This is a genomic window from Reyranella sp. GW821-FHT14A01 (genome assembly GCF_058803965.1).
Genome location: NZ_JBXAPM010000027.1, coordinates 23540 through 48936 on the forward strand (window position 1 = coordinate 23540; position 25397 = coordinate 48936).

The 25397-nt window shown below is 67.3% G+C and carries 22 protein-coding genes; 10 read left to right on the top strand and 12 right to left on the bottom strand.

Annotation, left to right across the window (positions count from 1 at the left end):
* Positions 1-77 precede the first annotated feature (77 nt).
* The 3 genes from AC1ROX_RS30195 to AC1ROX_RS30205 all read right to left on the bottom strand — a co-directional run bounded on the left by AC1ROX_RS30195 (position 78) and on the right by AC1ROX_RS30205 (position 2772).
* Complete coding sequence (locus tag AC1ROX_RS30195; protein ID WP_493132398.1) at positions 78-1163, bottom strand: NAD/NADP octopine/nopaline dehydrogenase family protein; 1086 nt, start codon at positions 1161-1163, stop codon at positions 78-80.
* 17 nt (positions 1164-1180) lie between these two features.
* Entirely contained in the window at positions 1181-2512 is a 1332-nt protein-coding gene (locus AC1ROX_RS30200) for an NAD(P)/FAD-dependent oxidoreductase (RefSeq protein ID WP_493132400.1), read from the bottom strand.
* A 92-nt stretch (positions 2513-2604) separates the two neighbouring features.
* Positions 2605-2772 carry a DUF1674 domain-containing protein gene (locus AC1ROX_RS30205; RefSeq protein WP_493132402.1) on the bottom strand — a complete coding sequence of 56 codons (168 nt, stop codon included), beginning with the start codon at positions 2770-2772 and terminating at the stop codon, positions 2605-2607.
* Between the two features lie 59 nt (positions 2773-2831).
* On the opposite strand from AC1ROX_RS30205, the gene htpX reads away from it, so the two are divergent.
* Positions 2832-3779 (top strand): zinc metalloprotease HtpX, encoded by a 948-nt coding sequence (htpX, locus tag AC1ROX_RS30210; protein WP_493132404.1) that lies wholly within the window; start codon positions 2832-2834, stop codon positions 3777-3779.
* A 140-nt stretch (positions 3780-3919) separates the two neighbouring features.
* Here the strand turns inward: htpX and AC1ROX_RS30215 are convergent, their stop codons facing one another.
* Positions 3920-4972, bottom strand: coding sequence for a DNA recombination protein RmuC (locus AC1ROX_RS30215; protein WP_493132406.1), 1053 nt, complete (start codon positions 4970-4972; stop codon positions 3920-3922).
* A gap of 61 nt (positions 4973-5033) precedes the next feature.
* On the opposite strand from AC1ROX_RS30215, the gene AC1ROX_RS30220 reads away from it, so the two are divergent.
* The 4 genes from AC1ROX_RS30220 to rnk all read left to right on the top strand — a co-directional run bounded on the left by AC1ROX_RS30220 (position 5034) and on the right by rnk (position 8222).
* Positions 5034-5729, top strand: coding sequence for a pyrimidine 5'-nucleotidase (locus AC1ROX_RS30220; RefSeq protein WP_493132408.1), 696 nt, complete (start codon positions 5034-5036; stop codon positions 5727-5729).
* Positions 5726-6670 carry a ketopantoate reductase family protein gene (locus tag AC1ROX_RS30225; protein WP_493132410.1) on the top strand — a complete coding sequence of 315 codons (945 nt, stop codon included), beginning with the start codon at positions 5726-5728 and terminating at the stop codon, positions 6668-6670. The genes AC1ROX_RS30220 and AC1ROX_RS30225 overlap by 4 nt, the downstream gene beginning before the upstream one ends.
* A 9-nt stretch (positions 6671-6679) precedes the next feature.
* Positions 6680-7612 (top strand): 2-dehydropantoate 2-reductase, encoded by a 933-nt coding sequence (gene panE, locus AC1ROX_RS30230; RefSeq protein WP_493132412.1) that lies wholly within the window; start codon positions 6680-6682, stop codon positions 7610-7612.
* Between the two features lie 199 nt (positions 7613-7811).
* Positions 7812-8222, top strand: coding sequence for a nucleoside diphosphate kinase regulator (gene rnk, locus AC1ROX_RS30235; protein ID WP_493132414.1), 411 nt, complete (start codon positions 7812-7814; stop codon positions 8220-8222).
* A 129-nt stretch (positions 8223-8351) separates the two neighbouring features.
* On the opposite strand, the gene AC1ROX_RS30240 is transcribed toward rnk, so the two are convergent.
* Positions 8352-8969: a LysE family translocator gene (locus AC1ROX_RS30240; protein ID WP_493132416.1), complete on the bottom strand. Its 618-nt coding sequence runs from the start codon at positions 8967-8969 to the stop codon at positions 8352-8354.
* Between the two features lie 12 nt (positions 8970-8981).
* Positions 8982-11282 carry an NADP-dependent malic enzyme gene (locus AC1ROX_RS30245; RefSeq protein WP_493132419.1) on the bottom strand — a complete coding sequence of 767 codons (2301 nt, stop codon included), beginning with the start codon at positions 11280-11282 and terminating at the stop codon, positions 8982-8984.
* A gap of 211 nt (positions 11283-11493) precedes the next feature.
* Between AC1ROX_RS30245 and mutS the strand changes: the two genes are divergently transcribed.
* On the top strand, positions 11494-14130 hold the full coding sequence (gene mutS / locus AC1ROX_RS30250) for a DNA mismatch repair protein MutS (RefSeq protein ID WP_493132441.1): 2637 nt from the start codon (positions 11494-11496) through the stop codon (positions 14128-14130).
* A gap of 13 nt (positions 14131-14143) precedes the next feature.
* On the opposite strand, the gene AC1ROX_RS30255 is transcribed toward mutS, so the two are convergent.
* The 5 genes from AC1ROX_RS30255 to AC1ROX_RS30275 form a co-directional block, all read right to left on the bottom strand.
* Complete coding sequence (locus AC1ROX_RS30255) at positions 14144-14752, bottom strand: hypothetical protein (RefSeq protein ID WP_493132421.1); 609 nt, start codon at positions 14750-14752, stop codon at positions 14144-14146.
* A 92-nt stretch (positions 14753-14844) separates the two neighbouring features.
* Positions 14845-15861: a methionine synthase gene (locus AC1ROX_RS30260; RefSeq protein WP_493132423.1), complete on the bottom strand. Its 1017-nt coding sequence runs from the start codon at positions 15859-15861 to the stop codon at positions 14845-14847.
* Positions 15862-15877: 16 nt separating this feature from the next.
* Positions 15878-17275 carry a heme biosynthesis protein HemY gene (locus AC1ROX_RS30265; protein WP_493132425.1) on the bottom strand — a complete coding sequence of 466 codons (1398 nt, stop codon included), beginning with the start codon at positions 17273-17275 and terminating at the stop codon, positions 15878-15880.
* A gap of 8 nt (positions 17276-17283) precedes the next feature.
* On the bottom strand, positions 17284-19245 hold the full coding sequence (locus AC1ROX_RS30270; RefSeq protein WP_493132427.1) for a uroporphyrinogen-III synthase: 1962 nt from the start codon (positions 19243-19245) through the stop codon (positions 17284-17286).
* A gap of 46 nt (positions 19246-19291) precedes the next feature.
* Complete coding sequence (locus AC1ROX_RS30275) at positions 19292-19756, bottom strand: methylated-DNA--[protein]-cysteine S-methyltransferase (RefSeq protein ID WP_493132429.1); 465 nt, start codon at positions 19754-19756, stop codon at positions 19292-19294.
* A 62-nt stretch (positions 19757-19818) separates the two neighbouring features.
* On the opposite strand from AC1ROX_RS30275, the gene AC1ROX_RS30280 reads away from it, so the two are divergent.
* On the top strand, positions 19819-21204 hold the full coding sequence (locus tag AC1ROX_RS30280; RefSeq protein ID WP_493132431.1) for an alpha/beta fold hydrolase: 1386 nt from the start codon (positions 19819-19821) through the stop codon (positions 21202-21204).
* 121 nt (positions 21205-21325) lie between these two features.
* Here the strand turns inward: AC1ROX_RS30280 and AC1ROX_RS30285 are convergent, their stop codons facing one another.
* On the bottom strand, positions 21326-21820 hold the full coding sequence (locus AC1ROX_RS30285) for an L-2-amino-thiazoline-4-carboxylic acid hydrolase (protein ID WP_493132433.1): 495 nt from the start codon (positions 21818-21820) through the stop codon (positions 21326-21328).
* Positions 21821-22079: 259 nt separating this feature from the next.
* Between AC1ROX_RS30285 and argC the strand changes: the two genes are divergently transcribed.
* Genes argC through araD form a run of 3 tightly spaced genes read left to right on the top strand, consistent with a single transcriptional unit; the run spans position 22080 to position 25310 of the window.
* A complete protein-coding gene (argC, locus tag AC1ROX_RS30290; RefSeq protein WP_493132435.1) occupies positions 22080-23039 on the top strand; it encodes an N-acetyl-gamma-glutamyl-phosphate reductase in 960 nt (319 codons plus the stop codon).
* Between the two features lie 11 nt (positions 23040-23050).
* Positions 23051-23515, top strand: coding sequence for a GNAT family N-acetyltransferase (locus tag AC1ROX_RS30295; RefSeq protein WP_493132437.1), 465 nt, complete (start codon positions 23051-23053; stop codon positions 23513-23515).
* 46 nt (positions 23516-23561) lie between these two features.
* Positions 23562-25310 (top strand): L-arabinonate dehydratase, encoded by a 1749-nt coding sequence (gene araD, locus AC1ROX_RS30300; protein ID WP_493132439.1) that lies wholly within the window; start codon positions 23562-23564, stop codon positions 25308-25310.
* Positions 25311-25397 lie beyond the last annotated feature (87 nt).

Here is a 25397-nt window from a genome sequence, read left to right on the forward strand (position 1 = left end):
TGTCATCCTGAGCGCAGCGAAGGATCTAGCGCTCGCCACGCAGTACTTTGGTCGTTCCGTTAGGTCCTTCGCCGCGCTCAGGACGACAGTTGTGAATAGCCGTCGCGGCACAGCTTTTGAAGCTGCGGCAGGGAGATGGAATCGATGTCGAGGGCGGCGAGAAGGTCGTTCTCGGCCGTGAAGTCGCGGCCGTACATCGCCGAGAAGATCGCGACGCCGGCTTCGTGCAGAGGCGCGGGATGGCCGGCGAGGCGGCCGAGCTTGGCGGTCGGGACGAGGCCGAAGGGCACGTCCTCGGTGACGTAGCGGCTGTCGGCGGTGGTCGGGCCGGCGCCGCCCTTGCCGATGGCGTGCATGGCCTGATGCATCTCCGAGGCTGAACCCATGGGGATGCCGAACGACAGGTTGAGGTGCTGGAAGATCGTGCGGACGTCGAGTCCGAGCGAGGCGGCGATGGCGAGGCGCTCGCGGTCGAGTTCCTCCAGCAGGCGGCCGACCTTGGGCGTCACGTTCTCGGCCTGGCCCCAGGCTTCGGCGCGTTCCATGCGCGTCATGTTGCCGAGTGCGATGCCCATGTGGATCGTCGGATTGAGATTGCTGAGCGCGATGGCGAGCAGGCTCTGCCGGTCGACGAAGCGGTCGCCGAACAGCGACTGGCAGAGGGCGAGACCTTCTGCACTGCGCGAGGCGGGAAGTGTGGCGAGATCGACCGTCTTGCGCACCGTGTTGACCTGCACCTTTGCCGGTCCGGTCTGGCGGCCGCTCAGCAAGGTCGTGCCCCAGGCAATGATCGGGACCGCGACGCCGCGCGCGGCGAGCAGGCGCGAGAGATAGAGCGCGCCGAACGAGGCGTGCGAACTCACGATCACGGTCTGCGCCGCCGCGATGTGCGGCGTGATCGCGTCGAAGACGTGCTTGTGCCCGTAGGCCGGCAGGGCGATCAGGATCACGTCGGCGTCCGTTACGACCTCCGCCGCGCTGGTGGCGATGCGCGGCTTGAACGTGCCCTCGATGGCGCCGGCGGCGACCAGCGGCTCGCCCGCAGCCAGGGCCTTGGTGCGCTCACCCGACGGCGACCACAGCGTGGCCGCGTGTCCTGCCTGTTCGAGAAACGCCGCCATTCCAAACGCGATCGCGCCCGCGCCGACGATACCAATCTTCATTGTCTCAAAATCCTGTGTCAGCCGGCGAACTTGCGATCCAGCCAGTCGCGCGTGCGGTAGAGCGCGCCGATCAGCGGGAGGTAGAGCGAGGGATCGCCGTTGTAGAGCGGGTGCTCGGGGAACTCGCGGCCGTCGAAGGCATTGACCGGCGCGTTGGAGCCGCCGGCGATCTTCCTGGCCGTCTGCGTGCCGAGATAGGTCATCATCGCGACGCCGCTGCCGTTGCAGGCGAGCAGATAGTGCATGCCGTCGTCCTGGCCCATGTGCGACATCGAATCGAGCGCGAAGGCGACGTTGCCCGTCCAGGCATGGGTGATGCGGACGCCCTTCAGCTGCGGGAAGCGGTCGATCATGTACTGGTACAGGATCGGCGCGCTCACTTCTGGCGGCGCCGCCGTGAAGCGCGCACGGCCGCCGAAGATCATGTGCTTGGCATCGGGCGAGGGTCGGTAATAGGTCAGCACCCGCTTGGTGTCGCCGATCGAGCGCTGCATCGGGATCAGGTCCGTCGCCGGCATTGGCAGCTCTTCGGTGGCGATGATGTGGCTCGCCACGGGCACGACGCGCATCTTCAGCTTGGGCGTCAGGTCGCCCGTGTAGCCATTGGTCGCGATCACGACTTCTCTGCAGGCGATCGGGCCCTTGGCGGTCAGCACGCGCCAGCCGCTGCCGGTCTTCTCGATGCGCTCGGCCTCGACGTTGCCGCACAGGACCGCGCCCTGGCCGTGCGCCGCTTCGAGCAGGCCCTTGTAGTAGCGCGCGGGATGGAGGTTGCCGCCGCTCCGGACGTACATGCCGCCGTAGTAATAGTCCGACGCCATCATCTCGCGCACCCGCTCGCGCGGGATCATCTCGGCGCCGACATTGGCGTACTTGTTGAACATCTCGACCTTGCGCGCCTGGTCGTCGTAGTGCTTGGGCGTCCAGGCGCCGGTGAAGCGGCCGTTGGTGATCAGGCCGCAATCGATCTTCTCGCGATGGATGATGTCGATCAGCGTCTGCAGCGAATCGGCGCCGCTCCCCAGGAACGCCGCCTTGTTCGCCTCGAACTCGGCCTCGACCTTGGGGTTCTTGCCGCCCAGCCCCTTGGCGATGTTGGTGCCGCCCGAGAGCATGCCGCCATTGCGCGTCGAGGCGCCGATGCCGAACACGCCGCGCTCCAGCACGACGCAGTCGATGCTGTTGCGCCGCAGTTCCAGCGCCGTCGAGAGGCCGCCATAGCCCGCGCCCACGATCACCACGTCGGTCTTCGCCGGCGGATCGACGCTCAGTGCGTTGTTGGGCGTCCACGCCTCCCACCACCAGGGCTGTGCCTTGAAGCTGGGGTGGAAGATGTCGGCATTGTTCATGGGGTCACTCGAAGTTCTTCATGTCGAGCACCGTGAGGCAGTCTTCGTGCCAGTGAAGGATCCCTCGCTGCGCTCGGGATGACAGACTTCTTTCAGAAGTCTGTCACCTTCCCGTTGAACTGCCAGTCGCCGTAGCGCGTGGGCTCGGGACCGGGCGGGCCGCCGATCTCCTCGACCTTCTTCGGCTTTTCAGGAGGAACCGGCGCGGGCGTGTCGGCCTTGGCTGGCTCCGGCGGGGTGGGTTTGGTGGGTTCGGTCATGGCGCCATGATGCCTGCCCATTCCTTGATTCGCCACTTTTGCACACCAACTTAACCGCCATGAATTACTTCAAAACCGCCCTCCTGCTCGCCGCGCTGACGGGTTTCTTCCTGGTGGCCGGCTATCTCATGGGAGGCCAGACCGGCCTCGTCATCGCCCTCGTCGTGGCCTTGGGCATGAACGTATTTGCCTACTGGAACAGCGATCAGATGGTCCTGCGCATGGCCAATGCCCAGGAAGTCGGGCCGGAAAACGCGCCGGAGCTGTTCAACATCGTCCACGAGCTGGTGCAGCGCGCCGGCCTGCCGATGCCGCGCGTCTACCTGATCGACGAGGACCAGCCGAACGCCTTTGCGACCGGCCGCGACCCCGAGCATGCCGCCGTGGCCGCGACCACCGGCCTGCTGCGCAATTTGAGCCGCGAGGAAGTCGCCGGTGTGATGGCGCACGAGCTGGCCCATGTCCGCCACCGCGACACGCTGATCATGACCGTGGCTGCGACCCTGTCGGGCGCCATCGGCATGCTGGCGAGCTTCGGCGGCCTGATGGGCGGCGGTCGCGATTCCGAGGGCCGGCCGCTGGTCAATCCGATCGTCGCCATCGCCGCGATGATCCTGGCGCCGATGGCCGCCATGCTGGTGCAGATGGCGATCAGCCGCGGCCGCGAATACGAGGCCGACCGCATGGGCGCGGAGATCTGCGGTCAGCCGCAATGGCTCGCCTCGGCGTTGGCCAAGCTCCACGCCGGCACGCAGCAGATCCACAACGAGGCGGCCGAGCGCAATCCGGCGACCGCGCACATGTACATCGCCAATCCGCTCGCCCTGGCCGGCGGCCTGTCGAGCCTGTTCTCGACCCACCCGCCGATGGAGGAACGCATCGCGCGTCTGCAGGCGATGGGCGGGCAGAGCTACGCCCAGCCGCGCCCGCAAGCCTCGTCGGCATCCCGAAGCGGCCCGTGGGCCAACCCCGCGCCGCAGACCCCGCGTCGCGGTCCCTGGGGCTAATAGCCCGTCCTCTCGACCGGAGCGCGCAAGGCTGGCGGTTGGGAGCGAACAAACGAAATAAACGAAACAAACGAATCAGACGAATCGAAAAAGGGCGATTCCTGAATCAGGTATTCTCGTACCGTTAATGGATCAGCCCGCTAGACCTTCGGCGGCAGCGCCGTCAGCTCCTCGCCGAGGTCGACAGCGAGGATGCGTTCACCGCGGCGGGTGATCGCCGTCGTCGAGGTGTCGATCTCGCGCAGGTCCTTCTCGGTCTGGGCGAAGTGCTTCTTGAGATTGTCGACCCGGTCGTCGAGCCGCTTCACGTCGCCCAGGATCAAGCCGACCATCTTCTGGATCTCGCCCGCCTGCTCGCGCATGCGCACGTCCTTCAGCACGGCGCGCACCGTGTTCAGCGTCGCCATCATGGTCGTGGGCGAGACGATCCAGACGCGAGCCTTGTAGGATTCCTCCACGAGGCCCGTGAAGTTGGCGTGCAGCTCGCCGTAGACGGCTTCCGAGGGCAGGAACATCAGCGCCGATTCGGCGGTCTCGCCGGGCACGATGTACTTGGCCCGGATGTCGCCGATATGCTTGCGGATCGCCTGCTGGAAGGCGCGCTGCGCGGTCAGGAGACCCGCCGCGTCGCCCGCCGGCACGGCGCGCAGGAGGCTGTAACTTTCCAGCGGGAATTTGGCGTCGATGGCGATCGAGCCGGGCGGGTTGGGCAGTTTCAGCAGGCAGTCGGCGCGCACGCCGGTCGAGAGCGTCACCTGGAAGTCATAGGCCGAGGGCGGTAGCGCGCTCTGCACCAGGTCGTTGAGCTGGACCTCGCCGAAGGCGCCGCGCGCCTGCTTGTTGGACAGGACTTCCTGCAGGCTGACGACCTGGGTCGACAGCTCGCCGATCTTCTTCTGCGCCTCGTCGATGCGGATCAGCCGCTCGCGCAGGTCGGTGACGATCTGGCCTGTGGCCTTCTCGGTGCGGTCGAGCCGCTCGGCGACGACCTTGCCCAGCGCCTGCTCCTGCTCGCGCAACGACTTCTCGACCCGCTGCACGGTCTCGGCCTGCTGGCTCAGCGCCAGGGCAAGCTGCTGCTGCATCCGCTGTTCGGCCTCGCGGTTGCCGCCGCCCTGGCGCATCAGGACGACGACCAGCACGAGGACCAGTAGGACGACGGCGGCGAGGAGGGCAATCGAGAGGATATCCATTGTTCCCCTTATAGTCCGCCGGCTCGACAAGCGCACGGCTGGCCGGTAATCCAAGCGTCCAATGGCACCCAAATATGCTCCCCCGGCGCACGATCCGGACGTGTGGCTGTTCGACCTCGACAACACGCTCTACCCGTCGCGCTGCAACCTGTTCTCCCAGATCGACGTGCGCATCGGGCGCTACATTGCCGACTGGCTGAAAGTCACGCCGGAAGAGGCGCGGGTCGTGCAGAAGCAGTACTGGCGCGACCACGGCACCTCGATGCGCGGGATGATGACCCTGCACGGCGTGAACCCCACGCACTATCTCGATTACGTCCACGACATCGACTATTCGCCGGTCGAGGCCAATCCCGGGCTCGAAGCCTCGCTGCGCGCGCTGCCGGGCCGCAAGATCATCTTCACCGCCGGCGACGTGCCGCACGCCGAGCGCGTGATGGAGCGGCTGGGCGTGGCGCATCATTTCGAGGCGATCTTCGACATCGCCGCGGGCGAATATTGGCCGAAGCCCCATCCGCAGATCTACGACTCGCTGGTGAAGAAGCACGGCGTCGATCCGACCCGCGCCGCCTTCGCCGACGACATCTCGGTCAACCTGAAGCCCGCCGCCGACATCGGCATGCGCACGGTGTGGATCCGCACCGACGAGAGCGTGAAGCGCGCGGCCGACACCGATCTCAGCCACATCCATCACCAGACCGACGACCTCGCCACGTGGCTCGACGACTGGCTGACCGAAAGGAACATCAAGAAGTGAAGATCCTGATTCTCGGCGCCGGCGCGGTCGGCGGCTATTGGGGCGCGCGTCTCACGCAGGCCGGCATCGACACCACCTTCCTGCTGCGCGAGAAGCGCGCCGAGAAGGTGCGCAAGGACGGCCTCGTCGTGAAGAGCCCGAAGGGCGACGCGGTCGTGCCGGTCAAGGTCGTGACCAAGGGCCCCAATGGAGCCATCGAAGGCGGCCCCTATGACGTCGTCGTGCTGGCCTGCAAGGCCTATGACCTCGAGTCCGCGATGGAGTCGATCGCACCGGCGGTCGGGCCCGACACCGTCATCGTGCCGATGCTGAACGGTCACGCCCACTTCGCCACCCTCGACGGCAAGTTCGGCGCGGCGCGCGTGGGCGGCGGGCTCGCCCGCATCTCCGGGATGCTGGGCCCCAACGGCGAGATCCTGCACAGCGGCGCCTCGGGCGTGTCGTTCGGCGAGCGTGACGGCAAGCCCGCGCGCAAGGCGCTGGTCGAGCTCGACGCGGCCTGCAAGAAGGCCGGCATCGACGGTGGCCTCAACGACAACATCAACCAGGATCTCTGGGACAAGTGGATCATGCTCTCGACCATCGCGGGCATGTGCGCCTCGATGCGCGGCACGATCGGCGACATCATGGAGAGCGAGGACGGCGCGGCGATCGTGGCCGAGTCACTGGAAGAGAGCCGCAAGGTCGCCGTGGCCGAGGGCCAGGCGCCGAGCGACAAGGTGGTCGCCAACCTGAAGGGCATGCTGACGGCCAAGGGCTCCAAGGCCGTGGCCTCGATCCTGGGCGACATGGAGAAGGGCGGCGCGGCCGAGGGCAAGCAGATCGTCGGCGACATGCTCGCGCGTGCGCGCAAGCACGGCATCGCGGCGCCCAACCTGCGATACGCCTATGCCCACCTGCAGACATACGAAGCCCGCCGCGCCCGCGGCGCTCTGAAGTAGAGGCCTGATATGAAGATCCTGATCCTCGGCGCCGGCGCGATCGGCGGCTATGTCGGCGGACGCCTGCACCAGAGCGGCGCCGACGTGACCTTCCTCGTGCGTGAGAAGCGCAACGAGGCGCTGCAGCGCGACGGGCTGGTGATCAAGAGCACCAAGGGCGACATCACCCAGAAGGTGAAGAGCGTCACGAAGGGCAGCGAAGGCGGCCCGTATGACGTCGTCGTGCTGACCTGCAAGGCCTACGATCTCGACTCGGCGATGGACGCAATTGCGCCGGCGGTCGGCGCCGGCACCACGATCGTGCCGCTGCTGAATGGCATGCGCCATCTCGATGCGCTCGATGCCCGTTTTGGTGCCGAGAAGGTCGTGGGCGGTCTGGCGCGAGTCGGTGTCGCCATGGATGGCCAAGGCCATATCCTGCACACCAGCCCCTTCGCCGTGATCTCGTTCGGTGAGCGCGACGGGAAGCCCGCGCGCCCGGCACTGGTCGAGCTCGACGCCGCGATCAAGGCATCGGGCATCGATGGCGGCCTGAACGCCAACATCGTCCAGGATCTCTGGGACAAGTGGATCATGCTGTGCACCCTGGCGGCGACCTGCTGCCTGATGCGCGGCTCCTCGGGCGACGTCCTCGAAGCCGACGAAGGAATGGCGATCGTGCTGGAGACGGTCGAGGAAGGCCGTCAGGTCGGCGCCGCCGCCGGCCACGATCCCGGCGAGAAGGGTCTCAAGACCATCCGCTCGTTCCTCACCGTGAAAGGCTCGAAGTTCACCGCCTCGATGCTGCACGACCTGGAGAAGGGCGGGATGGTCGAGGCCGACCATATCGTGGGCGACATGATCGCCCGCGCCAGGAAGGCCGGCATCGCCACGCCGAACCTGCGCATGGCCTATGCACACCTGCAGGTCTACCTCGCCCAGCGGGCCCGCAAAGCGGCTTGAAAGCCGGCGCGGCGAGGGCTTAACTCCTCGTCATGAACTTCCTGGGTCCCCTTTCCCAACGGCCGCGACGGAACCATCCGATCGCGGAAGCGTAGTCCCCGAGCCGGCCTTTGTGTCCCGGCATCGGGGCACTCGATCGCCTTTGTCTGCGATCACCGGTCAATTCCAATTTGTCTTCAGCCATGCAGGAGCATCCGCGATGCCCGCCGTTGCACGTAACCGTTCCGTCCCCAACATCGTCGTCAGCGAGGCCGACTACGACCGCCTGACCGACCTCGCCACGGCGTCGCTGGAGCGGCTGCCGGAAGTCGCCGAGGAGCTTCTGTCGGAGATGGATCGCGCCAAGGTGGTGAGCGCGGACAAGGTGCCCGCCGATGTCGTGCGCATGGGCTCGACCGTGACCTTCCGCTCCGACGCCGGCACCGAGGGCGAGCAGCACGAGCTCACCGAGACGCTGGTCTATCCCGTCGACGAGGACAGCGACGCCCACAAGCTCTCGGTGATGACGCCGGTCGGCGCGGCGCTGATCGGTCTCGCCGTCGGCCAGTCGATCGCCTGGACGGCCCGCGACGGCCGCAAGCACCGGCTCACGGTGGTGAAGGTATCGTAAGGAGCCTGGATCGCCAGACCATACGACGTGCGAACGTCGCCACCCGCACCTTGTCATCCCGAGCGCAGCGAGGGACCTTTGATTGGAGGCTGCTAAAGGTCCCTCGCTGCGCTCGGGATGACAGAGGCTTCAGGGCTTGAAGCGCAGCAGGGCGACGCCGAAGCCCACGAACACGGCGCCGCTGACGCGATTGAGCCAGCGGCGCCAGATCCCGTGCATCAGCCGGTCCGCGAGCTTGCGGCCCGATAGCGCGTAGATCGAATAGAAGAACAGCTCGACGCCCAGGAAGGTCGCGACCATCAGCGCGAATTGCGGCCCCCAGGCGCGTGTGGGGTCGATGAACTGCGGGAAGAAGGCCGCAGCGAAGACCAGCAGCTTCGGGTTGCTGATGCCGACCAGGAAGCCGTCGCGATACAGCGCCGCGCCCGACACGCCGGTCGAGGGCGGCGGCGCTTCTTCGGCGACCGGCTCGCGCCAGACCTGGACGCCGAGATAGACGAGGTAGGCGGCCCCCGCGATCTTGAGCACGTCGAAGGCGCCGGGCAGCGCCAGCAGCAGGGCGCTGAGGCCCGCGACCGAGCCCGTCAGCATCAGCACCAGGGCCGTGAGGCAGCCGGCCACGCCGATGAAGGCCGGGCGCAGGCCGAAGCGGATGCTGCGCGTCGTCACATAGAGCACGTTCGGCCCCGGCGTGCAGGAGATCAGCACGACGGCGCCGAGATAGAGCCACCAGGTTTCAAGGCTCACCGTGCGTTCTCCCTATCGCCGTGCGACGAGCGCTCCGTAGGCCGCGAGCGCCGCGTGGTTGACGAGATCGCTGACGGTCGCACCCATCTGCACGATCTGCACCGGCTTGGAGAGACCGTCGATCACCGGGCCGATCACCGTGACGCCGCCCAGAGACTGCATCAGCCGCGAGGAGATGTGGGCGGAGTGCAGGCCCGGCATGATCAGGATGTTGGCCGGGCCGGTGAGGCGCGTGAACGGGTAGGTCGACTTCAGGAGCTCGAAGTCGAGCGCCATGTCGGCCTGCATCTCGCCGTCATACTCGAAGTCGACCTCCTCGGCGTCGAGCAGGCGGATCGCCTTGCGGATGCGGTCGACCCGTTCGATCTCGCGGCTGCCGAAGTTCGAGAAGCTCATGAAGGCGACCCGCGGCTCGTGGCCCATCATGCGGGCGTTCTTCACCATCTGCTTGGCGATGATGGCGAGCTGCTCCGGCGTCGGCGTCTCGTTGATCGAGGTGTCGGCGAGGAACACCGTGCCCTGGCGCGAGACGACGATGGAATAGCCCATCGGCACCTTGCCGACCTCGATGTTGATCACGCGCTTCACGTCGGCATAGCACTCGGGGAAGCGCCGCGTGATGCCGGTCACCATGCCATCGGCATCGCCCATCGCCACCATGCAGGCGCCGAACACGTTGCGGCCCTGGTTGACCATGCGCTGCACGTCGCGGTGCAGGTAACCGTCGCGCTGCAGGCGCTTGTAGACCAGGTCGGTATAGGGCGCGTTCTTGGTCGACAGCCGCGCATTGTGGATTTCCATGCCCGACGAGTCGTTGATGCCGAGCGATTTCATGGTCTCGCGCACCTGCTCCTCGCGGCCGATCAGGATCGGCGTGCCGTAGCCATTGTCGCGGAACATCACGGCGGCGCGGATGGTGCGCTCCTCCTCGCCCTCGGCGAAGACGATGCGCTGCGGATTGGCCTTCACCTGCTCGAACAGGCTCTGCAGGAAGTGGCTGGTCGGATCGAGGCGGCCCGAGAGGCTGCGCTTGTACTCCGCCATGTCGGTGATCTGCTTCTGGGCGACACCGGACTTCATCGCAGCCTTCGCCACGGCGGCGGAGACCTCGACGATCAGGCGCGGATCGAACGGCACCGGCACGATGTATTCCGGTCCGTAGCGCAGGCGCCGGCCGGAATAGGCGCGGTCGACTTCGTCGGGCACGTCCTCGCGGGCGAGCTTGGCCAGCGCCTCGGCGGCGGCGACCTTCATCTCCTCGTTGATCGTTGTGGCGCGCACGTCGAGCGCGCCGCGGAAGATGTAGGGGAAGCCCAGCACGTTGTTGATCTGGTTGGCGTAGTCCGAACGGCCGGTGGCGACGATCGCGTCGCCGCGGGCGGCGCGCACGTCTTCCGGCGTGATCTCCGGATCGGGGTTGGCCATGGCGAAGATGATCGGCTTGGCCGCCATCGATTTCACCATCTCCTTGGTGACCGCGCCCTTGACCGAGAGGCCGAAGAACACGTCGGCGCCCTTCATCGCTTCTTCCAGCGTGCGGGCCTTGGTGCGCACCGCGTGGGCACTCTTCCACTGGTTCATGCCCTCGGTGCGGCCCTGGTAGATCACGCCCTTGGTGTCGCACAGGATGGCGTTCTCGTGCGGCATGCCCATGGCCTTCACGAGCTCGATGCAGGCGATCGACGCGGCACCCGCGCCGTTCACCACCATCTTGATGTCCTTGATGTCGCGCCCGGTGAGATGCAGCGCGTTGATCAGGCCGGCGGCGGAAACGATCGCCGTGCCGTGCTGGTCGTCGTGGAAGATCGGGATGTTCATCAGCTCGCGCAGGCGCTGCTCGATGATGAAGCACTCCGGCGCCTTGATGTCCTCGAGGTTGATGCCGCCGAAGGTCGGCCCGAGATAGCGCACGCAGTTCACGAACTGGTCGACGTCCTTGGTGTCGACTTCGAGGTCGATGCAGTCGACGTCGGCGAAGCGCTTGAAGAGGACGGCCTTGCCCTCCATCACCGGCTTGCCGGCCAGCGCCCCGATGTCGCCCAGGCCCAGCACCGCCGTGCCGTTGGAGATCACGGCCACCAGGTTGCCCTTGATCGTATAGTCGTAGGCGGTGGCGGGGTCCTTCTCGATCGCGAGGCAGGGCGCCGCGACGCCCGGCGAGTAGGCCAGCGCCAGGTCGCGCTGGGTGACCAGCGGCTTGCTGGCGATGATCTCGATTTTGCCGGGCCGACCCGAGCGATGCATGATCAGCGAGTCGCCGTCGAGATCACCCATCTGATTGCTGACCATTTCTTCCGAGCTCTTGCCCGCCATTTGAATTTCTCTCCCAGTTGAGGGCGCATATTGGCGATAATCGGCCGCTAGGACCAGACAGCCATCCCGCGCTGCAGCAGCGCAACTTCCGTGCCCAATATCGTCCACCTCTCGTCCACATGGATCGCTCTGCGGCGTGTGCTAGACGGAACCCCTCCCGAGGAATCTTCTAGTGCTGGACAGTTCCACCATTCCCGCCGACGCCACGCCGATGATGCGCCAGTACCTGACGATCAAGGCGGCGCATCCGGATCATCTGGTCTTCTACCGGATGGGCGATTTCTACGAGCTGTTCTTCGACGATGCGGTGAAGGCGTCGGCGGCGCTCGACATCGCGCTCACCAAGCGCGGCCAGCATCTCGGCGAAGACATCAAGATGTGCGGCGTGCCGGTGCACAGCCATGAGGCCTACCTGTCGCGCCTGATCCGCCAGAGCTTCAAGGTGGCGGTCTGCGAGCAGGTCGAGGATCCGGCCGAGGCGAAGAAGCGCGGCGCCAAGTCGGTGGTCGAGCGTGCCGTGGTCCGCGTCATCACGCCGGGCACCTTGACCGAAGACTCCCTGCTCGATGCGCGCAGCCATAATTACCTCGCCGCCCTCTCCGAGGCGCAGGGCGACCTGGCGCTGGCCTGGCTCGATCTCTCGACCGCCGATTTCGCGACCCAGCCGCTGCTGCCCGGGCAGGTTGCCGCCGCGCTGGCACGGCTGGCGCCGGGCGAGCTGCTGGTGCCCGACCGGCTGCTGGCGCGCGAGCCGCTCAAGACCGTGCTGGAGGAGTGGAATTCCGTCCTGACGCCGCTGCCTTCGGCGCGGTTCGACAGCGACAATGCCCGCAAGCGCCTGCTCCAGGCCTTCAACGTCGCGGCGCTGGAGAGTTTCGGCGATTTCTCGCGGGCCGAGGTCGCCGCCTGCGGGGCGCTGCTCGACTATGTGGAGCTGACCCAAGCCGGCAAGCGCCCGGCCCTGGTGCCGCCGCGCCGCGAGCGCGCCGACGGCACGATGGAGATCGATCCGGCGACGCGGCGCAACCTCGAGCTGGTGAAGAGCTTGGACGGACGGCGCGACGGCAGCCTGCTGGCCACCATCGACCGCACCCTGACGGGGCCCGGCGCGCGTCTGCTGGCCGAGCGTATCGCAGCACCCTTGACCGATCGTGCCGAGATCGAGCGCCGGCTCGACCTGGTGCAGCTCTTCGTCGAGCGGCCCGCCGTGCGCGAGCGGGTGCGCGAGGCGCTGCGGCGCACGCCCGACATCGAGCGCGCCCTGCAGCGGCTGTCGGTCGGCCGCGGCGGCCCGCGCGACCTCGCCGCCCTGCGCGACGGTCTCGCTTCCGGCGAAGCGCTGGCCCAATCGCTGCGCGCCGAGCCCGAGGCGCTGTTGCCGCCGCCGGCGCCGCTCGCCGAAATCGTCATGTGCTGCTCGGACCATGGCATCACCGTGGACGCCTTGGCCGAGGCGCTGGCCGACGAGCCGCCGCTCTTGGTGCGCGACGGCGGCTTCGTGCGCCAGGGCTACCGGCCCGAGCTCGACGAGCAGCGCACCCTGCGCGACGACAGCCGCAAGACCGTGGCCGGCCTCGAAGCCAAGTACCGGACTTCCACGGGCGTGCCGTCGCTCAAGATCCGGCACAACAACATGATCGGCTACCATATCGAGGTGACGGCGACGCACGCCGACAAGCTCGACCTGGCGGCGCTGGGTTTTACGCGCCGGCAATCCATGTCGAACGCCACGCGCTTCAGCACCGCGGAGCTGGCCGATCTCGAAACCCGCATCGGCCGCGCCGCCGACCAGGCGCTGGCGCTGGAACTCGCCGTGTTCGAGGAGCTGGTCGCCAAGGTAATGGCCGTGTCGACCTCGATCGCCGCGGCAGGGCGCGCGCTGGCGTGGCTCGACGTCGCCTCGGCCCTTGCCGAGCTGGCGGCCAGCAGCAATTACGTGCGGCCCGTGCTCGCCGACGATCCGGCCTTCGCGATCGAGGGCGGCCGCCATCCGGTCGTCGAGGCGGCACTGGCGCGCCAGAATGGCGCGGGCTTCGTGCCCAACGACTGCGCGCTGGGCACCGACCGTCGCCTGTGGCTGCTGACCGGCCCCAACATGGCTGGTAAATCGACCTTCCTGCGCCAGAACGCGCTGATCGCGGTGATGGCGCAGGCCGGCGCCTTCGTGCCGGCGAAGACGGCCACCATCGGCATCGTCGACCGCCTGTTCAGCCGCGTCGGTGCCGCCGACGACCTGGCGCGCGGCCGCTCGACCTTCATGGTCGAGATGGTCGAGACGGCGGCGATCCTGAACCAGGCGACAGCGCGTAGTTTGGTCATCCTCGACGAGATCGGCCGCGGCACCGCGACCTTCGACGGCCTGTCGATCGCCTGGGCGACGCTCGAGCATCTGCACGACGTCAACAAATGCCGCGCGCTATTCGCCACACACTATCACGAGCTGGGCGCGCTGAAGGAGCGGCTGTCCGCACTCGCGCCCTACACGATGCGCGTCAAGGAATGGCAGAACGAGGTCGTGTTCCTGCACGAGGTCGCGCCCGGCGCCGCCGACCGCTCCTACGGCATCCACGTGGCCCAGCTTGCGGGCCTGCCCGCCGCCGTCGTGACCCGCGCCGAGGAAGTGCTGGCCGTGCTGGAGAAAGGCGAGCAGTCCGGCGCGGTGGCTCGCCTCGCCGATGACCTACCGCTGTTCGCCGCGGCGCCGGCGCGCAAGGAGGTCAAGGCGCGCGAGTCAGAGGTCGAGAAGGCGGTGGCCGCCCTCAATCCCGACGAGCTCACACCCCGCGACGCTCTCGAGGTACTCTATACCCTGCGCGCCCGCCTGAAGGCTCAGTCCAGGTCGAGTTGACCAGGCCCGCTGCCTACGGGCTTACATCGAACGGCCGCACCGGAGCCCCCCATCCTCCAAGCTCGACGTCAGACAAGGTCGTCTTCACAGTGACCTTGCCATCCTCGAACTGGGCGTGGGCGCGCTCACCCGTATAACCAATGACTTCGAGGTTGAATCCTGCCTTGAGGAACAGCGAAGCATTCCTGGGAATCCTGAACGACCAAACCGAGTAGTTCGCCGGTATGGTCTTCACCAGCGCCTCGCCCGGCCTGATGACGAACGGACCCTTGAAAAAATCGACTTCGGGTGTGGCCTTGTAGACGCTTTGCAGATCCACGTACTCGATTGGATCGTGGACGACTTGCGGAAACTCGCGCGCGACCTCATCGGGTATCGACACGAAGAAAGCCATCTTCGAAACTGTCGCGGGCCGATTGCCCAGATTTGAAACCGATATGCTGATGGCGAGAACGCCATCTTTGTCGGCGGGCACCTCGGTGACTTCCAATACCGTGAAGCGAAGCTTGGACGATTGCCAGAGGAATTCTCTTACGAACGAAGCCAACGAGAAGCCGAACGCCGCGATCGCGATTACCAGGGTGATCATCTCCTTCCGTCGGTTGAACTTCTCGTCGCTCATGGGACTCCGCGATCGTTCGAGGCCGACCTTGGCATCCGCCATGGAAGAAGTCGGCGAGGGCGCGCATTGCCTGATGGAGACCGCGCAGGGGGCTACAGTGCTCTTCGCGCCAGCGCCGCGCCTTCGGAGAGCGCGCGCAGCTTGCCGTAGGCGACGCCGAGCGTCATCGGGGCCATGCCGCAGTTGGTGCAGGCCTGGATGCGTTCGGGATCGACGAACTTCGTCGCGAGCTTCAAGGTCTCGGCCACCTGTTCCGGCGTCTCGATCTCGTTGGAGGCGACGTCGATGGCGCCGACCAGGACGGTCTTGGTCTTGAGCAGCTTCATCAGCTCGGGCGGCACGTGGCTCTCGCGGCATTCCAGCGAGACCTGCTGGATCGAGCTGCGATCGAGGGCGGGAAAGGTCTCCTCGTACTGGCGCCAGCTCTCGCCCAGCGTCTCCTTCCACTTGATGTTGGCCTCGATGCCGTAGCCGTAGCAGATGTGCACGGCAGTGGTGCACTTCAGGCCCTCGGCCGCCTTCTCCAGCGCCGGCACGCCCCAGTCGACCGTCTCCTTGAGGTAGACGTTGAAGGCCGGCTCGTCGAACTGCACGACGTCGACGCCGAGCGCTTCGAGATCCTTGGCTTCCTGGTTCAGCAGCTCGGCGAAGGCGAAGGCCATCTTCACGCGATCACCGTAATAGCCGTCGGCCAGGGTGTCGATCAGCGTCATCGGACCGGGCAGGGTGAACTTGAGCTTGCGCGAGGTGGCGGCGCGGGCGATGCGCGCCTCGCGCTCGTGCACGAACTTGCGGCGCGTCAGTGCCGAGGTGACGGTCGGACAGTCGGCGTCGTAGCGGTTGTTGCGGATGCCCATGCGGACCTTCTTGTCGAAGTCGACGCCGTCGACCTCGGCCAGGAAGCCGTGCACGAAATGCTGACGCGCCTGCTCGCCGTCGCTCACGATGTCGAGGCCGGCCTCTTCCTGGCGGCGGATGGCGAGGAAGGTCGCATCGTCCTTGGCCTCGAACAGCGGCTCTCCCGACAGCGTCCACGGCGCCCACAGGACGTTGGGCGTGGCGAGCCAGGCCGGCTTGGGCAGGCTGCCCGCAAGTGTCGTCTCGAACATGGCGTTTCCTCGTTCTCTAGCTTGTCGTGTTGCTGGTGGCCGGTACCGGCAGGTTGGACACTGGCGTCGACGTTGGCAGTGCGACGCCCGGCGCCTCTTCGGGCGGCAGGATGTGTCCGTAGGTGCCGGGCGCGCGCCACTGCAGCGTGCCGAAGGCGCCGCAGCTCTCGCAGACCGGCCGCCAGGCTTCGTGATGGGCGCCGCAGGAAGTGCACCGCCAGGCGCGATCGGCCGGCGCATCGGCGGCGCGGCCGAGCCATTCGCGCACTTTTTCAGGGCCGGAATGCGCGCGTTCCTCGACCTCGGCCATCAGGCGGCAGACGCGCGTCGACGGGTTGGTGCCTGCGGCGGTGTCGAGATGGCGGCGCGCCTCGCCCCACAGGCCGGCGTCGAGCGACGCCTGCGCCAGCGCCAGATGGCTCTCGATGTCGCCGGGATTCTGTTGCGCCAGCCGGCGCACGACGCCGATCCGCTTCAGCGCTTCGGTCTCGCCCGAGGCTTCCAGGTAGAGCGAGGCGAGATCGGGATGCGGCGCCGCCGACCAGCCGCGCTCGATCGTCTTCATCGCCTTCTTCGGATCGCCCGCCTTGAGTTGCAGCTCGGCAAAGCGCTGGGTCACCGCGACACGCTCCGGGGCGAGACCGAAGGCCTCGCGCGCCAATGCCAGCGCATCGCTCGCGTGGCCCTCGCGCTCGGCCTCGCGGCTGCGCTCGACCTCGAGCAGCGCCTTCAGGGTGCGACCCTTGTCCTGCGTGACCACCTTGCGGCGGATGCCCGATTCCAGCGTCTCCTGGGCGGCTTTCCACTGGCCGACCTGCGCCTGCATGTCGAACAGCGAATGCACGACCCAAGGCGTCTGGGGCCTGAGCTTGAAAGCGCGCTCGGCATGGAGGAGCGCCTGCGCCTGGTCGCCGTCGCGCAGCGACTGGCCGATCAGGCCGCGCAGGCCGAGGAAGGCCATCTGCTCGTCGTCCAGCATGGCGTTGAAGGCGCGCCGGGCGCCGTCGCGGTCGCCGTTGAGCTGGGCGGCCTGCGCCGACAGCAGAAGCGTGAGCGACGGATCGGACAGGAGCTGCTCGGCCTTGCGCGCGTGCTTCTGCGCTTCGACGCCATCGCCCGCGGCGACGGCGGCGAGCCCTTGCGTCAGCTCGCGATAGCCGCGACGGCGGCGGCTCTCGCCCCAGCCTTCGAGCAGCGCGCCCGGCGCGCCGACGATCCAGCGATAGAGCAGCCATCCGCCGATGCTGACCAGGATCAGCACCAGCACGGAGATCATCAGCACGCCGACGCTGGTGTCGAGCCGCCAGCCGCGGAACTCGGCGGTGACGGAGCCCGGCCGTTCGGCCAGCCACACCGCGCCCAGCATCGCCACGATGGCGAAGACGAACCAGATGATGGTGCGCAGCATCGTCATCGCAGGACCTACCGGGCCGAGCCGAGCAGGGTGACGGCCTGCGCCGAGATCTGGTCGGCCGCCTGCTTGGCCGCGAGATGGGCCTCGGCGCGCGACAGCCAGCCGGCGGTCGCCTTCGATGTCTGCGGCGGCAGCGTCTTCACCAGTGCGACCGCCTTGGGAAGGTCGCCGGCGTCGAGGGCGGCTTCGGCCCGCGCCAGCTTGGCCTCGGTGCCGTCGCCTTCGACATCGTTGCCGACGCGGCGCAGCGAGACCAGGCCGCGCAACTTGCCGAGCAGCCGCTCGCCGAACGAATCGTCGGCCAGATCGTCGGCCAGGGCGGCCTTGGCGACGGCGGGGAACTCCGCCACCAGGGCCGGCCGCGAGGCCACGCCGTTCTGCGCATAGGCCTGCAGGGTGTTGGCGCTCTCGGTGAGCTTGGCGTCGCCCTGGGCCAGCGGCGTCAGCAGGGCGAGGTCGGTGGCGAAGGGCAGGCCGGATTCGACGGCCGCGCTCAAGCGTGCCGCGATGCCGATGAGGCCGGAGGCGCGCGCGGCGCTCATCGCCTTTTGCTCGCCGGCATTCCGCGCGCTCGCCTCGCCGCGCGCCTTGTCGACCGCCTCGGCCAGCAACTTCGTCTGGTCGCGCTGCGTGGCGATCGTCTGGTCGATCGTCTGCACGGTGTTGCGCATCGTGGCGATCTCGAGCCGCAGGGTCGCGAGTTCCTTCTCCTGTTCCGGATTGGGAGCCGGTGCTGCCGGTGCCGGCGCAGGCGTGGCTGCACCGGCGGCGCGGCCTTCCAGCGCTTCGACCTTGTTGCGCAATTCGGCGATCGCGGGATCGGGTCCGCTGCTGCCGGAGCCGCTGGGCCGCTCCGCCGCGGCGGCCGAGGCGGCACGCACACGCTTGTCGAGGTCGTCGAGCCGCGCCGAGATCTCGCGCCTGGCCGCCTCTACCGAGGCATTGGCGACGGCGGCCGCATCCTGGCGCACCTGCTGAAGATCGATGCCCGGTGCCGGCGGGACGGCAGCCGCCCCCTGGCCCTGCCACAGCGCGCGAATGTCGGCCGGCCAGTAGGGCAGAGAGATCAGGGCGCCGGTCAGGACCAGGCAGGCAGCGAACACGCCGACGATGAAGGCACCGATCACGCCGAGGCCGCGGCGGACCGGGACGGGCGGCGGTGCCACGGATTGCTCCACAGGTGGAGCAATCGTGTCGGAAGAAGAAGGTGTGTCGCTCATGTTGCTCGGTCCTTCCACGGCCGCCCCTGGGGCAGGCAGCCGGTCGATCTCGTCCAGCACGGACTGGCGGGTCGGGCGTGCCGCCGCCACCGTCGCCTTGAACGGCAGGGCACTCAAGGGCTGGAGCGCCGCAGGGCTGATGGCGATGGCGGTGACGTCCGACAGGGAAGCGGAAAGCCCGGCCTCCTGGACCAGCCGGGCGAAAAGCGCCGAGGCGCGCGGCGAGAAGAACATCGCGGCATCGAGTGCACGTGCCTGGATGGCGGCTCGCGCCGAGTCCGGCAACTCGGTTTCCTCGCGTGCATCGTAGAGCGCCGCGCGGCGCACCTCGAAACCGTCGGCGGCGAGGGAGGCGGCGAAATCCTGGGCGATGTCGACGCCGGACACGTGGAGCAGCGGCCCGGCCTTGGGATCGAGACGCTGGCGCACGAGGTCCGCGAGGGCGTCGCCGTCGCCGCTCGCCGAGGTCACGGAGGCGAAGCCCAACCCCTCGGCGGTCGTAGCGGTCGTGTCGCCGACGGCGAGGATGGGCTTGCCGCGCTGTTCGCTGGCTTCGGCCAAGGCCCGCGCGCCATTGGCGCTGCTCAGCAGCACGGCCTGGCAGGCTGCGAGGTCCGCAACGAAGTCGGCGCCGGGGCGCAGGATTTCCAGACGGAACAACGGAGCGATGACGGGGACGTGACCGTGCTCGGCGAGCGCCGTCGCCAGCGGGGTCGCCTCGCGTTCCGGCCGGGTGATCAGCACGCGCATCACGCCTCCGTAGCCGGGGCGTCCGGCCGACGCAACGACAGAGAAATTAAAGAAGCACGACGCCTTCGAGCGCCAGGAGCTGGCGCTTGGTCGGCAGGCCCTTGCCACCGGAGAAGCCGCCTTCCTTGCCGCCGCTGCCCAGGACGCGATGGCAGGGCACGATGATGGGGATGGGATTGCGCCCGCAGGCCATGCCGACGGCGCGCGGGCCGGAGCCCAGGGCCATCGCCATGCCGCCATAGGTCGCGGTGCCGCCGAAGGGGATCTCGCACATCATCTTCCAGACGCTCTTCTGAAAATCGGTGCCGCGCGCGGCGAGCGGCAGGTCGAAGCGCTTGAGCTTGCCCTTGAAGTAGCGATCGAGCTGGTGCATCGCCTCCTCGAGGACGGGAGTCGACGAAGGATCGCGTGTGCGTTCGCCGGCGCTGGCCCAGCGAAGCGAGGTCACGGCGTCGTGATCCGCTTCGAGCGCCAATCGGCCGACCGGGCTGTCGACGAAACAAATGGACATATGGCAAGCGTAGCGCCGGTGTCCGGCATTTGCCAACATGGGGAAGTATGTCTGGGGGAGTGATGAGCAAGGGCCAGAGGTCCTCGAAGAAAGGCCCGACCCGCCGCGCACTGCTCGGCGGCGCTGCCATGCTATGGCCGACACTTGCTTTCGCCCAGCCGGGGCCGCGTCGCCCGCAGCCCGAGGCCGGGCCACCGCCGGTCGTGTTCGTGCACGGCAACGGCGATTCGAGCGCGCTCTGGATCAACACCCTGTGGCGTTTCGAGGCCAACGGCTATAAGCGCAACCAGCTCTTCGCCATCGACTTCGTCTATCCGAACGCCCGCAGCGACGATTCCAAGCCGCAGCCGGGCCGGTCCTCAGCCGAGGACCAGATGAAGGAGCTGACATCCTTCGTGGTGCAGGTCCTGAAGGCCACACGCCGCCGCAAGGTGGCGCTGGTCGGCTCCTCGCGCGGCGGCAACGCCATCCGTTCGATGCTGAAGAACGGGGGCGCCGACATGGTGAGCCATGCGGTGCTGTGCGGCACACCCAACAAGGGGATCGTGAACTCCGAGTCCCTGATGGTCGGCAGCGAGTTCAACGGCGCCTTCCCGTTCCTCAAGGGCCTCAACGACGGTCCCAACGACCTGGTCCCCGGCGTCGAGATGATGGCCATCCGGTCGGACCACAACGACAAGTATTCCCAGCCCGACGGCCGCTTCATCGGCGCGCCGGGCAAGCCGACCGGCGTCGGCTACGACGCCTCCGAGCTGCGCGGCGCGCGCAACGTGGTGCTGGACGGGCTCGACCACCGCGAGGTCGCGTTCCACAAGCTGGCCTTCGCCGCGATGTTCGAGCACATCACCGGCAAGCCGCCGGGCAGCATGTTCATCGCCCAGGAGCCGCTGCCGATCCTGAACGGCAAGGTGACCGGCATGGCCGACGGTTCCTACACCAACATCACCGCCGCCGGCGCCGAGGTCGAGATCTTCGAGGTCGACCCGAAGACCGGCGAGCGCAAGAGCGCGGTGGCGTTGCACCGCAAGACCACCGGCGAGGACGGCGTGTGGGGGCCCTTCGTCGGCCGCGCCGACGCCTGTTACGAGTTCGTGCTGCACATGCAGGGCCTGCCGACGACGCACACCTACCGCTCGCCGTTCCTGCGCTCGAGCGACGTGGTGCATCTGCGGCCACAGCCCTTCGCCAAGGCCGACGAGGGCGCCGGCGCGGTCACGATTATGAGCCGGCCGCGCGGCTATTTCGGCGTCGGCCGCGACAAGTTCTCGCTCGACGGCAAGGTGCCGCCCGGCATCAACGATGGCGTGCCCGGCGTCTCGACGGGCCGCCTCACCTTCGACGCCGCGCCGACGCGCACCGTGATGGCCGTGTTCAACAACGAGACCATCCCCACGCGCACCTGGCCCGCCAAGGACGGCCACATCGTCGTGGCGGAGTTCTTGAACTAACTTTGTCGTGGAGCGCAGCGAAGAGAAGGATCCTTCGCTGCGCTCAGGATGACACCGGTGCTGGAATTGGCGCTGTGCGTTGCCTCAAGGTAGGTGTCATCCCGAGCGCAGCGAGGGATCCTTAACTCTCATACGTGTATTTGAAATTGCAGTGGCTGGCGCCCTGCATGATCGTCTGGGTGCGCTCGAGCTTGAGCTTGGGGTCGTAGCCTTCGCAGAAGGCGCCGTCGCGGTTGCAGGAGAGGAGGGCGCCGATCTCGCCCAGGCCCATCGCCTTGTAGGTCTCGGCGTACTGGCAGCGCACGACGTTGAAGGTGAAGGTGTCGGCGGTCTGCTCCTTGACGTCGATCTGCAGCGAGCCGCCCGCGGTCCAAAGATGCTGGATGTCCTGGAACGACTTGAGCGACGTGCCGCCGGGCACCGAGGCGGCGAACTGGCGGGCCTGCTCGATGGCGGACCGGCGGACGGACTCCTCGATCGTCTTCTTCGCGACCTCGACGCCGTGGCTGGCCTTCAGGGTCTCGTAGACCTCCTTCAGGATCTCGGCCTCGATGCGGCGCTTCTCCAGCATGGAGAGACCTTCGGGGTGAGGGGAGCTGGCGGGGGACTGGCTCATGGCTTGTCTCCAAACTGCAATAATCAAACCTGGCGTGTTCCCGGCATCTTGACACAGGCGGCCCCCGATGAAATATCCGCCCGATCATGATTTCGCTCGCCCTCCTCCGGTCGCGACGTCGCCGCTCACAAAAGCGGTAAGAGAACGCGCGCGTAACAAAAGCGCCGTATCGTGAAGCCGCTGGAGAGACGAAGCGGCTTCCATCCTTCCTTCTCCAGTCGGCCGTTTCCCTGAAGGCCCCGCATCGAGAGAGAAGACCATGACCAGCAACAAGACGAAGATTTTCATCGACGGCCAGCACGGCACCACCGGCCTGCAGATCCTCGACCGGCTCAAGGACCGGGCGGACATCGAGCTGCTCGAACTGCCGATGGCCGACCGCAAGGATCTGGGCAAGCGCGCCGAGATCGCCAAGGCCTCCGACATCACCGTGCTCTGCCTGCCCGATGCGGCGGCCAAGGAGCTGGTCGCGGCGATCGATGATTCCGACACGGTCGTGATCGACGCCTCGACGGCCTATCGCGTGGCCGACGGCTGGACCTACGGCTTTCCGGAGCTCGCCAAGGACCAGCGCCAGAAGCTGCTCGCCTCCAACCGGATCAGCAATCCCGGCTGTTACCCGACCGGCGCCATCGCGCTGCTGCGGCCGCTGGTCGATGCCGGCATCGTGCGGGCCGATTCGACGCCCGCCGTGTTCGGCGTGTCGGGCTACACCGGCGGCGGCAAGGAACTGATCGCGGTCCATGAGCAGCCCGGCGTCGAGCCGTTCGGCCTCTACGGGCTCGAGCTCACGCACAAGCATGTGCCGGAGATGAAGAAGTATTCCGGCCTCAGCCACGCGCCGCTGTTCGTGCCGTCGGTCGGCCACTATGCCCAGGGCATGCTGATCACCGTGCCGATCACGCGCGACATCACGACGAAGCAGGTGACGGCCAAGGACGTGCACCAGGTGCTGAGCGACTACTATGCCGGCGAGACCTTCGTGCCGGTGCGGCCGCTCGCCGACCGCTCGTGGCTGGAGCGTGACCGGTTCCTGCGGGCCGACCGGCTGATCAATACCAACACGCTGGAGCTCGCGGTCTACGGCAACGATGCCGACGGCAACGTGCTGGCCGTGGCCTCGCTCGACAATCTCGGCAAGGGCGCGTCGGGTGCGGCGGTGCAGTGCATCAACCTCAAGACCGGCGTCGACGAGACGACGGGCCTGACGGTCGGCTGAAGCCACTTCCCATGGACGAGACACCGGCGCTGCGGCGCGCGGTGGCGGACGATGCCGCCGCCGTTCGCACGCTCACGCGCGAAGCCTATGCCAAGTGGGTGCCCCTGATCGGCCGCGAACCGCTGCCGATGCGCGCCGATTATGACGAGGCGGTGCGCGAGCATCGCATCGATCTTGCCTTTCTCGACGGTGGCCTCGCGGCGCTCATCGAAACGATCGACAAGGGCGATCACCTGGTGATCGAGAATGTGGCCGTCGCGCCCGCCTTCCAGGGGCACGGCCTCGGCCGGTATCTGCTGACCCATGCTGAACAAGTGGCTCGGGAGCTCGGCTACGCGGAGGTGCGGCTCTATACGAACAAGATGTTCGAGGCGAACGTGCTGCTCTACCTCGCCTTCGGCTACCGCCTCGACCGGGAGGAGACCTCTTCGCTCGGCGTCACGGTCTACATGAGCAAGCCTCTTCCTGCCGCTTGACCACGGTTGCTTGAATGTGGTCGCGTCCGGCGCGGAGGAACAAGCCATGCCGGACAGCAAGCCAAAGAACAAAACTCCCGACCAACTGCGCAGCGCGCGCTGGTTCGCGCCCGACGATCTACGCGCCTTCGGCCATCGCTCGCGCGCGATGCAGATGGGCTACGCGCCCGAGGAGTGGGCCGGCAAGCCGGTCATCGCCATCCTCAACACCTGGTCCGATGCCCAGCCCTGCCACATGCATTTCAAGACGCGCGTCGACGACGTGAAGCGCGGTGTGCTGCAGGCCGGCGGTTTCCCCATCGAGCTGCCGGCGCTGTCGCTGTCGGAGAGCCTGCTGAAGCCCACGACCATGCTCTATCGCAACCTGCTGGCGATGGACGCCGAGGAGCTTCTGCGCGGGCATCCCGTGGATGGCGTCGTGCTGATGGGCGGTTGCGACAAGACCACGCCGGCGCTGCTGCTGGGCGCGATCAGCATGGGCCTGCCGACGATCTATCTCCCCGCCGGGCCGATGCTGCGCGGCAACTGGAAGGGCAAGACCTTAGGCTCGGGCTCCGATGCCTGGAAATACTGGGACGAGCGCCGCGCCGGCGAAATCTCGGACAAAGACTGGGTCGATGTCGAGGCCGGCATCGCGCGCAGCTACGGCACCTGCATGACCATGGGCACCGCGGCCACAATGATGGCGATGGCCGAGACGCTCGGCATGTCGCTGCCCGGCGCCTCGTCGATCCCGGCGGCCGACGCCAACCACATCCGCATGGCCTCCGAATGCGGCCGGCGCATCGTCGACATGGTCTGGGAAGACCTGACGCCCAGGAAGATCCTGACGCACGAGGCGTTCCTCAATGCCATCACCGTGGCGATGGCGGTCGGCTGCTCGACCAACGCCATCATCCACCTGATCGCGCTGGCGCGGCGTGCCGGCCAGAAGATCGGCCTCGACGATTTCGAGCGCGCCAGCCGCAAGGTGCCGGTGATCGCCAACATCCGGCCGAGCGGCGACAAGTATCTGATGGAGGACTTCTTCTATGCCGGCGGCCTGCCGGGCCTGATCGAGCAGATCCGCGATCACCTGCATCTCGATGCGCTCACCGTGACCGGCAAGACGCTGGGCGAGAACGTGAAGGGCGCGGAGATCTACAACGACGACGTGATCCGCACCGTCGCCAACCCGATCTACAAGGAAGGAGCACTTGCGGTCCTCAAGGGCAACCTCGCGCCCGATGGCTGCGTCATCAAGCCGAGCGCCTGTGCGCCGAAGTTCCTGAAGCACACCGGTCCGGCGCTGGTGTTCGACGACTATCCGTCGATGAAGGCCGCGATCGACCGCGAAGATCTCGACGTCACCGAGGACACGGTGCTGATCCTGCGCAATGCGGGACCCCAGGGCGGGCCGGGCATGCCGGAATGGGGCATGCTGCCGATCCCGACCAAGCTGGTGAAGCAGGGCGTACGCGACATGGTGCGGCTCTCCGACAGCCGCATGAGCGGCACCAGCTACGGCGCCTGCATCCTGCACGTCTCGCCGGAATCCTATATCGGCGGCCCGCTTGCCCTGGTGAAGACCGGCGACATGATCTCCCTCGACGTCGACAAGCGCACGATCGACATGAACGTTTCCGACGAGGAGCTGGCCAGGCGCAAGGCGGCCTGGAAGCAGCCCGAACCGCGCTACGAGCGGGGCTACGGCTGGATGTTCACCAGGCACATCAAGCAGGCGAACGAAGGCTGCGACTTCGACTTCCTCGAGACCGAGTTCGGCAAGCCGGTCGCGGAGCCGTCGATCTACTGAGCTTATGAGTTAAGGATCCTTCGCTGCGCTCAGCAACCATTAAGATTGAACTGTCATGCGACAGTGTTGCGAGCTGAGATCCACGGG